13 protein-coding genes are annotated in these 12,862 nt (G+C 64.2%); 6 read left to right on the top strand and 7 right to left on the bottom strand.

The genetic code is table 11. The features are described from left to right. Positions 1–28 precede the first annotated feature (28 nt). The 4 genes from metF to ACELLULO517_RS10925 are packed head-to-tail and all read left to right on the top strand — an operon-like array spanning position 29 to position 4,955. Positions 29–979, top strand: a complete 951-nt coding sequence (metF, locus tag ACELLULO517_RS10910) for a methylenetetrahydrofolate reductase (protein WP_227307684.1) — start codon at positions 29–31, stop codon at positions 977–979. Next, a complete protein-coding gene (locus ACELLULO517_RS10915; RefSeq protein ID WP_227307396.1) occupies positions 976–3,165 on the top strand; it encodes an ATP-dependent helicase in 2,190 nt (729 codons plus the stop codon). The genes metF and ACELLULO517_RS10915 overlap by 4 nt, the downstream gene beginning before the upstream one ends. A 24-nt stretch (positions 3,166–3,189) precedes the next feature. After that, positions 3,190–4,071: a 50S ribosomal protein L11 methyltransferase gene (locus tag ACELLULO517_RS10920; protein WP_227307397.1), complete on the top strand. Its 882-nt coding sequence runs from the start codon at positions 3,190–3,192 to the stop codon at positions 4,069–4,071. Continuing rightward, complete coding sequence (locus ACELLULO517_RS10925; protein ID WP_227307398.1) at positions 4,071–4,955, top strand: polysaccharide deacetylase family protein; 885 nt, start codon at positions 4,071–4,073, stop codon at positions 4,953–4,955. Before ACELLULO517_RS10920 ends, ACELLULO517_RS10925 begins: the two co-directional genes overlap by 1 nt. A gap of 84 nt (positions 4,956–5,039) precedes the next feature. On the opposite strand, the gene ACELLULO517_RS10930 is transcribed toward ACELLULO517_RS10925, so the two are convergent. Next, positions 5,040–5,270: a DUF1127 domain-containing protein gene (locus ACELLULO517_RS10930; protein ID WP_227307399.1), complete on the bottom strand. Its 231-nt coding sequence runs from the start codon at positions 5,268–5,270 to the stop codon at positions 5,040–5,042. Between the two features lie 177 nt (positions 5,271–5,447). Here ACELLULO517_RS10930 and ACELLULO517_RS10935 point away from each other — a divergent pair, with 177 nt between their 5' ends. Further along, positions 5,448–7,229 carry an aminopeptidase P family protein gene (locus ACELLULO517_RS10935; protein ID WP_227307400.1) on the top strand — a complete coding sequence of 594 codons (1,782 nt, stop codon included), beginning with the start codon at positions 5,448–5,450 and terminating at the stop codon, positions 7,227–7,229. 10 nt (positions 7,230–7,239) lie between these two features. Further along, positions 7,240–8,373 (top strand): glycosyltransferase family 4 protein, encoded by a 1,134-nt coding sequence (locus tag ACELLULO517_RS10940; protein WP_227307401.1) that lies wholly within the window; start codon positions 7,240–7,242, stop codon positions 8,371–8,373. Between the two features lie 35 nt (positions 8,374–8,408). Here the strand turns inward: ACELLULO517_RS10940 and ACELLULO517_RS10945 are convergent, their stop codons facing one another. The 6 genes from ACELLULO517_RS10945 to rpsE form a co-directional block, all read right to left on the bottom strand. Then, a complete protein-coding gene (locus ACELLULO517_RS10945; RefSeq protein ID WP_227307402.1) occupies positions 8,409–9,875 on the bottom strand; it encodes a sugar porter family MFS transporter in 1,467 nt (488 codons plus the stop codon). Positions 9,876–10,276: 401 nt separating this feature from the next. Beyond that, entirely contained in the window at positions 10,277–10,531 is a 255-nt protein-coding gene (locus ACELLULO517_RS10950; protein ID WP_227307403.1) for a DUF3297 family protein, read from the bottom strand. A gap of 52 nt (positions 10,532–10,583) precedes the next feature. Continuing rightward, on the bottom strand, positions 10,584–11,450 hold the full coding sequence (locus tag ACELLULO517_RS10955) for an SDR family NAD(P)-dependent oxidoreductase (RefSeq protein ID WP_227307404.1): 867 nt from the start codon (positions 11,448–11,450) through the stop codon (positions 10,584–10,586). Between the two features lie 140 nt (positions 11,451–11,590). Further along, the gene (gene rplO / locus ACELLULO517_RS10960; RefSeq protein ID WP_227307405.1) at positions 11,591–12,070 is read right to left on the bottom strand and encodes a 50S ribosomal protein L15; all 480 of its coding nucleotides are present in this window, start codon (positions 12,068–12,070) and stop codon (positions 11,591–11,593) included. A gap of 27 nt (positions 12,071–12,097) precedes the next feature. Further along, positions 12,098–12,289, bottom strand: a complete 192-nt coding sequence (gene rpmD, locus ACELLULO517_RS10965) for a 50S ribosomal protein L30 (protein ID WP_227307406.1) — start codon at positions 12,287–12,289, stop codon at positions 12,098–12,100. Beyond that, entirely contained in the window at positions 12,279–12,860 is a 582-nt protein-coding gene (rpsE, locus tag ACELLULO517_RS10970) for a 30S ribosomal protein S5 (RefSeq protein WP_227307407.1), read from the bottom strand. The genes rpmD and rpsE overlap by 11 nt, the downstream gene beginning before the upstream one ends. Positions 12,861–12,862 lie beyond the last annotated feature (2 nt).

Genomic DNA, 12,862 nt, shown 5'->3' on the forward strand with positions numbered 1-12,862 from the left:
CCGTACTTCCCTGCTGGACAATAGCGGCATGGCCCGTCCGGCCCTGGAACGCTGGCTGAGCGGCCCCCGCTTCGGCGCCTTGCCGCTGCCCGAAGGCGGCAGCCCTGCGCCGGCTTTGTCCTTCGAATTCTTCCCGCCCAAGACCGAGGCGCTGGAAACCCAGCTCTGGTCCTGCATCCGTAGGCTGGAGACGCTGAACCCGCGTTTCGTCTCAGTCACTTATGGAGCGGGCGGCAGCACGCGAGAGCGAACACACGCAACTGTGATCAAGCTGGTGCGGGAAACCGCACTGATCCCGGCCGCCCATCTCACCTGCATGGGTGCGACCCGTGGCGAGATCGATGAGATCGCGGCGCGCTACTGGGACAGCGGCGTCCGCCATATCGTGGCGTTGCGGGGCGATCTGCCGCCGGGCCAGACGGATGTCGGCGCGGAAGGCTATCAGAGCGCCTTCGAACTGGTCGAAGGCCTGAAGCGCGTCGCTGATTTTGAGATCAGCGTTGCGGCCTATCCGGAAGTCCATCCGCAGGCGGCCTCGCCCGAGGCCGATCTCGACAATCTCAAGCGCAAGCTGGACGCAGGGGCCACGCGCGCCATCACCCAGGCTTTCTTCGACAGCGAGACCTATCTGCGCTTCCTCGATAAATGCCTGGCCGCCGGAATCACGGCCCCCATCGTCCCCGGCATCCTGCCGGTCACGAATTTCGCCCAGGCGGTGAAGTTCAGCGAAATGTGCGGCACCGCCATCCCTGGCTGGATGGCCGTCATGTTCGAAGGCCTGGACGCGGACCCGGAAACGCGGCGCATGGTCTCCCTCGTCGTCGCGGCCGAGCAGGTGCGTCTGCTGCAGGCCAATGGCGTCGATGAATTCCATTTCTACACCCTGAACCGGCCGGACCTGACCTATGCCATCGCCCATATCCTGGGCGTGCGGCCGGAAGCGCCTGCGATGAGGTCGGAGGAGAATTCGGCCGCGTGAGTGACTATCTCGACCGGCTGAATTCCGAGCAACGCGCCGCAGTCGAAGCGCTCGACGGCCCCCTTCTGGTGCTGGCCGGCGCCGGCACCGGCAAGACGCGGGTGCTGACGACCCGCTTCGCCCATATCCTCATGTCGGGCCGGGCGGGACCGGGTCAGGTGCTCTCCGTCACCTTCACCAACAAGGCCGCGCGCGAGATGCAGGAACGCATCGGCGGCATCCTCGGCCAGCCGGTGGCCGGGCTTTGGCTCGGCACCTTCCATTCCCTCTGCGCCCGCATCCTGCGGCGACACGCGGCGCTGGTCGGGCTGGAGTCGAATTTCTCCATCCTCGATACCGACGACCAATTGCGGCTGCTGAAGCAGCTGATGCAGGCCGCCGGCATCGATATCAAACGCTGGCAGCCGCAGGGGTTGATGGCGATCATCCAGCGCTGGAAGGATCGCGGGCTGACGCCCGACCGCGTGACGGCGGCCGAGAGCAGCGACTTCGCCAATAACCGCGCGGAAGAACTGTACGAGGCCTATCAGGCGCGGTTGCGCAGCCTCAATGCGGCCGATTTCGGCGACCTGCTGCTGCATGTGACGGAAATCCTGCGCCGCCACCCGGACGTGCTGGCGCAATATCATCGCATGTTCCGCTATATCCTGGTCGATGAGTATCAGGACACCAACCTCGTTCAGTATCTGTGGCTGCGTCTGCTCGCGCAATCGCATCAGAACATCTGCTGCGTCGGTGACGATGATCAGTCAATTTACTCCTGGCGCGGCGCGGAAATAGAAAATATCCTGCGCTTCGAGAAGGACTTTCCCGGCGCGCGCATCGTGCGTCTGGAATCGAATTACCGGTCGACCAAGCAGATCCTCGGCGCCGCTTCGGGTTTGATCGCGCATAATGAAGGCCGCCTGGGCAAGACGCTGCGGTCCGGCCGCACCGAGGCCGATGGCGAGAAGGTGCAGGTTCTGGGCCTGTGGGATTCGGACGAGGAAGCCCGCGCGATCGGCAACCGCATGGAGGAACTGCGGCGCGACGGCCATAAACTGTCCGAAATCGCCGTTCTGGTCCGCGCCGGCTTTCAGACCCGCGCCTTCGAGGAGCGGCTGATCACCGTCGGCATTCCCTACCGCATCGTCGGCGGTCAGCGTTTCTACGAGCGCTCGGAAATTCGCGATGCCATCGCCTATCTGCGCCTCATCGCGCAGCCCTCCGACGATCTGGCTTTCGAGCGCATCGTCAACCTGCCGCGTCGCGGCGTCGGTGATGCCGCGCTGCGCAACCTGCACATGCATGCGCGCACGCATGATGTGCCGCTGATGGCCGCCGCCGGACGGATGATCGCCGGCGGCCTGATCAAGGGGAAAGTCCGCGAATCACTGAACGCCCTGCTGCACGGTTTCGATAATTGGCGGGAATTGCTGTCCCGTGACGGTCATGTCGTCACCGCCCAGACCATGCTGGACGAAAGCGGCTATACGGAGATGTGGAAGACCGACAAGTCGCCGGAAGCGCCGGGGCGGCTGGAAAACCTCAAGGAACTCATCCGCGCGCTGGCCGATTTCGAAAGCCTGGCCGGCTTCCTCGATCACGTCGCGCTGGTGATGGAGAATGAAGACAGCACGGTGACCGATCGCGTCAGCCTGATGACGCTGCATGGCGCCAAGGGGCTGGAATTCGACACGGTCTTTCTGCCCGGATGGGAGGAAGGGCTCTTCCCCAGCCAACGCTCCATGGACGAGAGTGGGTTGAAGGGGCTGGAGGAGGAGCGCCGGCTTGCCTATGTCGGCATCACCCGCGCCCGCAAGCTTGCCATCATCAGCCATGCCGCCAATCGCCGCATCTATGCCAATTGGCAGAGCAGCGTGCCGAGCCGCTTCATCGAGGAATTGCCGAAGGAGCACGTGGAGCAGAGCGGCGCCGCGCGGGCCGAGCGCTTACAGCGCCTGAATGCGCCGCCGGTCTTTTCGGGCGCTTTCGCGCTCAACGCCACGCGCCCGCGCCAATCGCCTGGCACCTGGGAACAGACAGCCCGACCGGCGCGGCAGGACAGCATTCCCGTCGGCGCCCGCGTCTTCCACCAGAAATTCGGCTACGGCACCGTGCTGGCGGTGGAGGATAACCGCCTCGACATCGCCTTCGAGCAATCGGGCGAAAAGCGCGTGCTCGACACCTTCGTCGAACGCGCCTGATATCTGACCCGGAAAGACCCTGCGATGGCCCGCCGCGCGACCCCGCTCGAAACCGTCTCCCTCCTCGTCCCTGAGGAGGCGCTGCCCTTCTACGAGCAGGCGCTGCTCAGCATTTGCCCGACCGTCGGCTTCTTCCGCGATGAGGATGAAGGCCCCTGGCGCTTGGAAGCGGTCAAGCCGATCGGCGACCGTGACGATGAACTGGCCATGGCCCTGCTGCTGGCGTCCGGCCTCTCGGGCTATGATATTCCGCTGGAACGCCAGCCCACGGAAGCGGACGGCTGGCTTGCCCGCAATCTGGAACAGTTTCCCGAACAGCTCATCGGCGACCGCTTCGCCGTGCGCGGCACGCATGAAACCGCGCCCCCGGTTTTTGGCCGCCTGACGCTGACCGTCGATGCGGGTCTGGCTTTCGGCAGCGGTGAGCATGGGTCCACCCGCGGTTGTCTGCGCGCGCTGGAGCATATCGCCCATCGCAAGCCCCGGCAGATCCTCGATCTCGGCACCGGGTCCGGCATCCTCGCCATGGCGGCCGCCAAACTGCTGCACCGGCCTGTTATCGCCACCGATATCGACCCCTGGTCGGTGCGGGTGACGCAGCAGAACGCAGCGCTCAACGGTGTGGCCAAGCTGATCCGCCCGGCGCTGGCTGACGGCTGGAAGTCGCGCGCGACCAGCGCCGGCGCGCCCTATGATCTCGTTTTCGCCAATATCCTGGCCCGCCCGCTCTGCTCCATGGCCTATGCGCTGTCCCGGCATCTGAAGCCCGGCGGCTATGCCATCCTCGCCGGATTGCTCGCGACGCAGGAACGCATGGTGCTGGCGGCCCATCGCCGTCAGGGCCTGATCCTCGACACACGCTTCCCCGAAGGACAGTGGACCGCGCTCCTGCTGCGCAAACCCTGATGCGACTGCCAAGCCACGGCCGCTACGACTACGCGCCGATCACGCGCCGGCCGGATTATGTCTGGCCGAACGGCACCAGGCTTGCCGTCTATATCGGCCTCAATCTTGAGCATTTCGCCTTCGGCGAAGGATTGGGCGCGGAACTCGCCCCCGGCGGTCCGCAGCCCGACGTGCTGAACTTTGCCTGGCGGGACTACGGCAATCGCGTCGGCGTCTGGCGGTTGCTGGACCTGTTCGACGCGCTGTCCCTGCCCGCTACGCTCCTGCTCAACAGCAGCATCTATGACTATTGCCCCGAGATCGTGGCGCCCTTCCGGTCGCGCGGCGATGAGATCGCGGGGCATGGCCGCAGCAATGCCGAACGCCAGAGCATCATGAGCGAGGCGGATGAGCGGTTGCTGATTGCGGAAACGACCGTCGCGATCCGGCATAACGAGGGTCAACAGCCGGCAGGCTGGCTCAGCCCCTGGATCGCGGAAAGCGCCGTCACGCCCGATCTTCTGGCGGAAGCCGGCTACAGCTATACGCTCAACTGGTGTCATGACGATCAGCCGGGCTGGATGCGCACACGCGGCGACGGCAAACTGCTGTCGGTGCCTTATCCGCAGGAGCTGAACGATATTCCGGCGATCGTCGCCCGGAAAATCGAGGCGGAGGCTTTCGCGGATATGATCATCGACCAGTTCGATGAGATGCGGGACCAGGCCGTGGCGCAGCCCCTGGTGATGGGTATCGCGCTGCATCCCTATATCGTCGGCCAGCCCTTCCGGCTCAGGCAGCTACGCCGGGCACTGGCGCATATCGCTGGTGTTCGCGACGATATCTTTCTCTGCCGGGCGGGCGATATCGCAGCCCATGCCGCCGCCATTCTTCCGCCGGCGTGACCCCGCGCCCATCTCACGCGCCTTCCAAACAAAAAGGGCAGACCCTTGCGGATCTGCCCTTTTAAGCCTGAAACGGCGCCGGCATTAGCGGGCGTCGCGGTTAGCCAGCGCGAAAACGCTACGGATTTCGTTGCGGTTCAGGCCGATATCGGCGAGTTCGCGATCGCTCAGGCGGTCGAGCTCGTTGATGACGGCATTGCGGCGGCTCACGTCACGCAGCCAGCGGCCGACGCGGGCAACCGAACCACCGAAACGGGAAGCATTGGCACCGTGCGTCGCACGGCCAGTGGAAGAGGTGTTGATGAAGGCGTTCATCGGAGTATGTCCTTGCTTAGAAGGCCTTCCTGGTTTCTGGGGGCCATTCGTTGAACGGCGATATAGCAAGACCGCAGTGCGGCATGGTGCGGCAAGAAACTCGAGCTGACATGCGGCAGAAGCATGGTTACGTTTCGGCTATGACTATGGCACATATCTTTTCACGGAAATTTCGCGATGCCGTCATCTTTTGAACGCCTTTCATCCCTGCGCCGGACTTTCGCCGCCGCAGGCATAGACGGCGTGCTGATCCCGCGCTCCGACGAGCATCTGGGCGAATATGTGCCAGCCTGCGCCGAGCGCCTGGCCTGGCTGACGGGTTTCACGGGCAGCGCCGGCCTGGCCATCGCGCTCGCCGACACAGCCGCCATTTTCATCGATGGACGCTATGTGACCCAGGTGCGCGGCGAGGTGGACGGCAATCTGTGGGACTATCGCCATGTCACCGATGAGCCGCCGGGCGATTGGCTGAAGGAGAAGGCCAAAGCCGGCGCCCGCATCGGCTACGATCCGCTGCTGGTCGCGGAAGACGCGCTGGACCGCATCGCCAAGGCGGCACCCTCCGTCACCTTTATCCCGCTCGACCAAAACCCGGTCGACGCGATCTGGACGGATCGGCCGGCGGAGCCTGTCGGCGCCGCCATGGCCTATCCCGAGGCATTGGCCGGTAAAACGGCGGCCGAGAAACGGACGGAGATCGCGGCCATCCTGAAGGCGGCGGGCGAGGATGCGGCGGTGATCACCGACCCGCCCTCCATCAACTGGCTGCTCAATATCCGTGGCTCGGACGTGCCTTTCGCGCCGATCGCGCTGGGCTTCCTCATCATCAAGTCGGACGCGACCGCGACCCTGTTCATGAATCCGGAGAAGCTGGACGGCGCGGTCCGCGAACGTCTCGGCAATCACGTCGCCGTCGAACGGCGCGGCGCGCTCGGCCCGGCGCTGGATGCGCTGAAAGGGGCAAAGGTGCGGGTTGATGCCGGCGCCTCCCCCGTCTGGTTCGCACAGCGCCTGCGGGCGGCCGGCGCTACCGTCATCGCGGGCGCCGATCCTTGCACGCTGCCCAAGGCCTGCAAAAATCCTGTGGAGCAGGAGGGCGCACGCCAGGCCCAGGCGCGCGACGCCATCGCCCTTTGCCGCTTCCTGCACTGGCTCTCCCTCCAGGCACCGACCGGACGAGAGACGGAAATGTCGGCCGCGAAGGCCCTGGTCGATTTCCGGGCGGCGCTGCCGGAATTCCGCGAGGAAAGCTTCCCGGCTATTTCCGGCGCCGGCGAACACGCCGCCATCATGCATTACCGCGTCTCGGCCGAAAGCGACCGCGCCATTCGGCCGAACGAGATCTATCTCATCGATTCCGGGGCGCAGTTTCTGGACGGCACGACGGATGTGACCCGCACGATCTGGACCGGTCCCGATGCCGCGCCCGATCAGCTGCGGGAGCGATTCACGCGCGTGCTGCAGGGCCATATCGGCATCGCCCGGCTTCGCTTCCCCGAAGGGTTGACCGGCGCGCATGTCGATGGTTTCGCGCGTCACGCGCTGTGGCAGGTCGGGCTCGACTTCGACCACGGCACCGGGCATGGCGTCGGCGCATTCCTGTCCGTGCATGAAGGGCCGGTGGCGCTGTCGCGCAATGCGCGGCCGATCCCCATCAAAGCGGGGATGCTGCTGTCCAACGAACCCGGATACTACCTGCCCGGCGCCTACGGTATTCGCCTGGAAAACCTGCTCATCGCCCAGCCCGCCGACGCTCGGCCGGATAGCGTGAAGCCTTTCCTGGAGTTCGAGACCATCACCTGGGCCCCCTTCGACCGCGCCTTGATCGCGACGCCGCTGCTGACCCAAGCCGAACGCGACTGGCTGGATGAGTACCACGCGAAGGTTCTGGCCAAGATCGGCCCGCATCTGACGGGCGCGGCGTCTGCCTGGCTGCAAACAGCCTGCGCGCCGCTGTAACAGCCAGGCCTTGCCAACCATTCTTCAGGTCCTGCCCTCCCTCGACAGCGGTGGCGTCGAGCGGGGCACGGTGGAAATCGTCGAGGCTCTGGTCGCGGCTGGGCACAAGGCCCTGGTCGCGAGCCAGGGCGGCCGGCTTGTGGCAGCGATCGAGCGCGCCGGCGGTCAGCATTTTACCCTGCCGTTGAAAACTAAGAATCCGTGGAAGATCTGGCGCAACGCAGATGCTTTGGCGCAGTTGATCCAGGCCGAACGCGTCGACCTGATCCATGCGCGGTCCCGCGCCCCGGCCTGGTCAGTGCTGCGCGCCAGCAAGCAGACCGGTGTCCCGTTCATCACCACCTATCACGGCACCTATGCCGACACCTCGAAAGCCAAGCGGCTCTATAATAGCGTGATGGTGCGCGGATCACTGGTGATCGCGGCCAGCGGTTTTATTGCGCAGCTGATCCAGCAGCAGCATGGCGTGCCACCGGCGCGCATTCGCCTCATCCCCCGCGGCGTCGATCCGCAGGTCTTCGATCCGCATGCCGGGCTCGGGCTACGCGTCGCCCGGCTGGCGACCGCCTGGGGTCTGTCGGAACAAACGAAAATCATCCTGCTGCCGGCCCGCATTTCCCGCTGGAAAGGTCAGGACAAACTGATCGAAGCGCTCGCCGCGCTGAAGCGGCCGGATGTCCTGGCTGTCTTCGTGGGGTCGGATCAAGGCCGGCACGCCATTGTCCGCGGTCTGCTCGATCAGGCGGCCGCACGCGGCGTCACGTCACAGATCAAGCTCGTCGGCCACTGCGCGGATATGCCGGCCGCCCTCATGCTTGCCGATGTCGTGGTCTCAGCGTCGACGCAGCCTGAGGCCTTCGGCCGCGCGGTGATTGAGGCTCAGGCGATGGAGCGTGTCGTCATCGCGGCCGATCATGGCGGTGCGGCGGAAACGGTGACGCATGGCGAGACGGGGATTCTGGTGCCGCCCGGCGATGTCCAGGCACTGACGGAGGCGCTGAACGCGACCTTCGATGCCTCGGCCGAAGACCGGCAGGCCATGGGCCAGCGCGCCCGCGCCTCCGTCCTCGACCATTATACGATCGATGGTCTGCAACGCGCGACGCTCGGCGTTTACGATGAGGTTTTGGCCGGGAGACGGTGAGGGAGAGGCCCTGCGGCCTCTCCCCCATTGTCCCGTCAATCGGCGGCGGTCGCGATGACGGTCCGCCCGCGTGTCGGCTTGAATGTGCCGTCATGCAGGGCCGCTTCGATATCCTCCAGCGAAGCGCCGGACGTCTCGGGCACGAAGGCCATGACGAACAGCGCGGCCGCGATATTGACGCCCGCATAGACCCACATGGTGCCACCCAGCGAGATCCACTGCACCAGGGACAAGGCCGTGCCGGTGACGAGCAAATCCGCACCCCACAGCGTCGCCGCATGCAAAGCCGTCGCCTGGCCGCGCATGGACAGCGGGAACATCTCCGACCCCAGCAGCCAGCCACAGATCTGAATGCCGCCCGAGTTGAAGATCATGAACAGGATCAAGAAGACGACGGTCATATAGGCGCCGATGGACCCTGCCGCCGGATGCATCAGAAAGGTGACGCCGAGACCGATCAGGCTAAGGGCCGAAGCCGGTTCCAGGATCAGCATCAGGCGACGACGGCCGACGCGGTCCACGATCCGGGAGCCCAAGATGGTGACGATGCAATAGGTGATGGCAACGCCCAGGCTCGCCAGCAGCGCTGACGAATCACCGAAATTCGCCTGCCGCAGGAAGGTCGGCGCGTAATAGATCATCATCTCCAACCCGCCGCATTGCGTGAAGAAGGCGACGCCGAGCGCCGCGACCAGCGCCGGGCGCACCCAGGGCTGGCCGAGGCCGCGCCAGCCCCGATTCTGCGGCTTCACCCATTCGGCCGCTTCCTGAATATGCTTGGCCTCGCGCCGCACAGCCTTTTCCGAGGTGCGAACGCGCGCGAGTTCGTCCATGGCGCGGTGAATACCGAGATTCTCAGCCGCCCAACGCGGGCTGCGCGGCAGAAGAAAACTGGCGCAGAAGACGAAGAAGGCCGGTGCGGCGGCAAGACCCACCATCACCCGCCAGCCCCAGGCATCGCGCCCGAAGAGGCCGATGATATTGGCGAGAAGAATGCCGAAGCCGATGGCGATATTGAAGGTAGTCACCATGCGGCCGCGCTTATCCTGTGGCGCGAGTTCCGAGATGTACATGGGTACAACCTGCGTCGATCCGCCCACGGCGAGACCCAGAAAGATACGGGCGACAATAAGCGCCGTGACATCCGGGGCGAAGGCACAGGCCAGCGCACCGATCACGAAGACGCCTGAGACGATCGTCATGGTCGGGCGCCGGCCGATCCGCTCCGACACCCAGCCCGTGGCCAGCGCGCCGATCACCGCGCCGAGCAGAATGGCGGAAGCGACCATTTCCTGCTGGGTGCTGGATAGATGGAAATCACGCGTAATCAGCAGCAGCGCGCCGGAAATGATCCCCGTATCGTATCCGTAAAGACCGCCGCAGACGGCGGCGACGACGGCGGTCAGCCCCAGCGTTCGTTGCGCTGACGGCGAAATATTGATCTTATGTTTTCGTGTTGTGGAAACTGCGTCGATTCTGTCTGGTGCGATTTGAACTGTCATGGCGCAAATTTAAGAAAGCCATGAGCCAATAGCAAGGTTGCGCAACCATTGATTTTTTGCTGACTGCCAAAGGAAGTTTTTTGACACCTTTCCCATAGTTTTTTTGACGATGAGTTTTGGGGAACTATCTTTCGCCAAATACGGCGAGATTGGGGCGGATAAATCGTTGCATGACCGCGTGATCACTCAATTTTTACAAAAAAACCCGGAGGGATGCTCCGGGGTTTTTGAAGTCTGATGATCAGGACGCGATTTTTAACGGCATCGGGTAGATCCGCGAACCAAGTCCGCGGACGACAGTCTCGGCTTGGCCATCTCTCTCTGCGTCATCCCTGGGCTTGTCCCGGGGACCTACCCCATGGCGCAGACGAAACCTAACCGTCTTATCGCCGCCGCCAACCTCAACCTTCGGCGACGGCATCATCCCGAAAATAGGGCTCCACCAATCCGTTCATTTTCATCGTCAGCGGATTGCCGAGACGATCGACCGACTTGCCGACCGACAGGCGCACCCAGCCCTCGCTCACGCAATATTCCTCGACATTGGTCTTCTCGACACCCTTGAACCGAATGCCGACGCCACGCTGCAGCGCGGCCTCGTCGAAATGCGGGCTCTTGGGATTGACGGAAAGACGATCGGGAGGCGTGTCGGTCATAGGTTCAGCCTTTAACAACGAGTCAGAAAACTATCGGGCAGAGGCAGCCGCATCACAAGCCGCGCGCGGCGAGGAAGGCCTTGAAAGCCTCGGCATAGTCGGGATGCCAGCGCGACAGCGGCGGCCGGTTCTCGGTCACATCCATCGCTGACCACAGCATGCGGGCATTGTCGAGGTCGCGCGTCACGTCATTATCCGGGCACATGATGTAGAAGTCGCCCGCCTCCATCCGCTCCGCCATGAAGGCCACGACCTCGTCCGGTGTCCAGGCGCCGGCGGGCTTCGCGTCCGTCGGCGCGCGGGTCATGCCGGTGAAGGTGAAGCCCGGCACCAGCAGATGGGCCTGCACCTGACAGCCGGCCGAACTGCGCAGTTCATGCGCCAGCGCCTCCGTCACGGCCTTAACCCCTGCCTTGGACAGATTGTACGCCGTATTGCCGGGCGGTTGCGTGATGCCTTGTTTGGAACCGGTATTGACGATGATCGTGGGCTTGCCCGCCGCCATCATCCGCGGCGCAAAAGCCTGCACGCCATGAATGACGCCCCAGAGATTGACGCCCAGGATCGCGTCCCACATGGCCGGATCGCCGAACAGCCCGCCGTCGCCGCTGCGGCCGGCATTGTTCATCAGGAAATCGACCTCGCCGAAACGCTCATAAGCGCTGTTGCACAGCCGCTCGACCGCCGCACGCTGGCTGACATCGGTCGGGACCGCGACGATCTCCGTCCCATGCTGCGCCGTGATCGCGTCAGCCGCTGCCAGCAGCGCGCTTTCATTGAAATCCGCCAGAACCAGCTTCATCCCGCGCGTCGCGCAAAATTCGGCCGTCGCCCGCCCGATGCCACCTGCGGCACCGGTAATGACAGCCACGCGGCCCGGCTGGAACACGGTTGAGAAAGCGGAGGTCTTTGGGGTCATGGTCCTGTCCCTAATTCTGGCGAAGGTTGACCCCTTCTAGCGCAGATTGAGCGGGCCGCCGATGATACCGGTCTTCACATACAAGAAAGGGCGCCGAACCAGGTTCGACGCCCCTCTCAAATCCAGCAACCGGCCACCGATTACTCGGAAGCGGCGACTTCGCCGATGATCTCGACCTTGCCGCCGGCCGCTTCGATCGCCGCAACCGCTGTCGCGGAAGCGCCGGAAACGGAGACGGTCAACGCACGGGTCACAGCGCCGCGGGCCAACAGGCGAACGCCCGAGACCTTGGCGCGGCTGACGACACCGGCGTCGAACAAATTGGCTTCCGTGATCGTCTGGCTCGCGTCCAGAACGCCCGCGCTGACCGCATGCTCGAGAAGATCGAGGTTCAGCGGAGCGTAGACTTTGCGGAAGATGTTCTTAAAGCCACGCTTCGGCAGACGACGATAGATCGGGAGCTGACCGCCCTCGAACCCGTTGAGGGATACACCCTCACGCGCCTTCTGGCCCTTCACGCCCTTGCCCGACGTCTTGCCCTTGCCGGAGCCGATGCCACGGCCAAGCCGCTTCGACTTCGGACGCGCGCCGGGATTATCGCGCAGTTCATTGAGCTTCATGGTTCAATCCTTAAGATCTGACCGGGGTCAGACCTTTTCTTCAACCTTCACAAGATGGGCGACCTTGCGGATCATACCGCGTACCGAGGGAGTATCTTCCAACTCGCGCACGCGACCGATCTTGTTAAGGCCGAGACCGATGAGAGTCGCCTGCTGGCCGGGCTTCTGCCCGTTGCCAGAGGTGATCTGCTTCACAATAACGGTGCGATCAGACGGCATCGGCGACCTCCGCGGTCTCGCGCTTGCCCAGGATATCCGACACCTTCTTGCCACGACGGGCGGCGACGGAGCGCGGGCTCGCGCAATGCTGCAAGGCGTCAAATGTCGCCTTAATCATGTTATGCGGGTTACGGCTGCCCATGGACTTGGCGACGACGTCGCCGATGCCCAAGGTTTCCAGCACCGCACGCATCGGGCCGCCTGCAATGATGCCCGTGCCCGCCGGAGCGGAGCGCAGGATCACAGCACCGGCACCGTAGTGACCCAGCGCATCGTGATGCAGCGTGCGACCTTCCTTCATCGGCACGCGGATCAGGTTACGCTTCGCCCGTTCCGTCGCCTTGCGGATCGCCTCAGGCACTTCACGCGCCTTACCGGCACCGAAGCCGACGCGGCCCTTCTGATCACCAACCACCACCAGGGCAGCGAAAGCGAAACGACGTCCACCCTTCACCACCTTGGCAACGCGGTTGATCGTTACCAGCTTATCGATGAACTCATCGCCATGCTCGCGTTCGCGTTCACGCTCACGTCCGCCGCGGCCACCACCTTCTCTCGGTTCCCGTGCCATTG

Source organism: Acidisoma cellulosilyticum (assembly GCF_020621385.1).
GTDB lineage: Bacteria > Pseudomonadota > Alphaproteobacteria > Acetobacterales > Acetobacteraceae > Acidisoma > Acidisoma cellulosilyticum.

Excerpts from the sequence above, each read along its gene's own strand:
- metF (WP_227307684.1), top strand. The coding sequence starts at position 29 with ATGGCCCGTCCGGCCCTGGAACGCTGGCTGAGCGGCCCCCGCTTCGGC.
- ACELLULO517_RS10920 (WP_227307397.1), top strand. The coding sequence starts at position 3,190 with ATGGCCCGCCGCGCGACCCCGCTCGAAACCGTCTCCCTCCTCGTCCCT.
- ACELLULO517_RS10925 (WP_227307398.1), top strand. The coding sequence starts at position 4,071 with ATGCGACTGCCAAGCCACGGCCGCTACGACTACGCGCCGATCACGCGC.
- ACELLULO517_RS10930 (WP_227307399.1), bottom strand. The coding sequence starts at position 5,270 with ATGAACGCCTTCATCAACACCTCTTCCACTGGCCGTGCGACGCACGGT.
- ACELLULO517_RS10935 (WP_227307400.1), top strand. The coding sequence starts at position 5,448 with ATGCCGTCATCTTTTGAACGCCTTTCATCCCTGCGCCGGACTTTCGCC.
- ACELLULO517_RS10945 (WP_227307402.1), bottom strand. The coding sequence starts at position 9,875 with ATGACAGTTCAAATCGCACCAGACAGAATCGACGCAGTTTCCACAACA.
- ACELLULO517_RS10950 (WP_227307403.1), bottom strand. The coding sequence starts at position 10,531 with ATGACCGACACGCCTCCCGATCGTCTTTCCGTCAATCCCAAGAGCCCG.
- ACELLULO517_RS10955 (WP_227307404.1), bottom strand. The coding sequence starts at position 11,450 with ATGACCCCAAAGACCTCCGCTTTCTCAACCGTGTTCCAGCCGGGCCGC.
- rplO (WP_227307405.1), bottom strand. The coding sequence starts at position 12,070 with ATGAAGCTCAATGAACTGCGCGATAATCCCGGCGCGCGTCCGAAGTCG.
- rpmD (WP_227307406.1), bottom strand. The coding sequence starts at position 12,289 with ATGCCGTCTGATCGCACCGTTATTGTGAAGCAGATCACCTCTGGCAAC.
- rpsE (WP_227307407.1), bottom strand. The coding sequence starts at position 12,860 with ATGGCACGGGAACCGAGAGAAGGTGGTGGCCGCGGCGGACGTGAGCGT.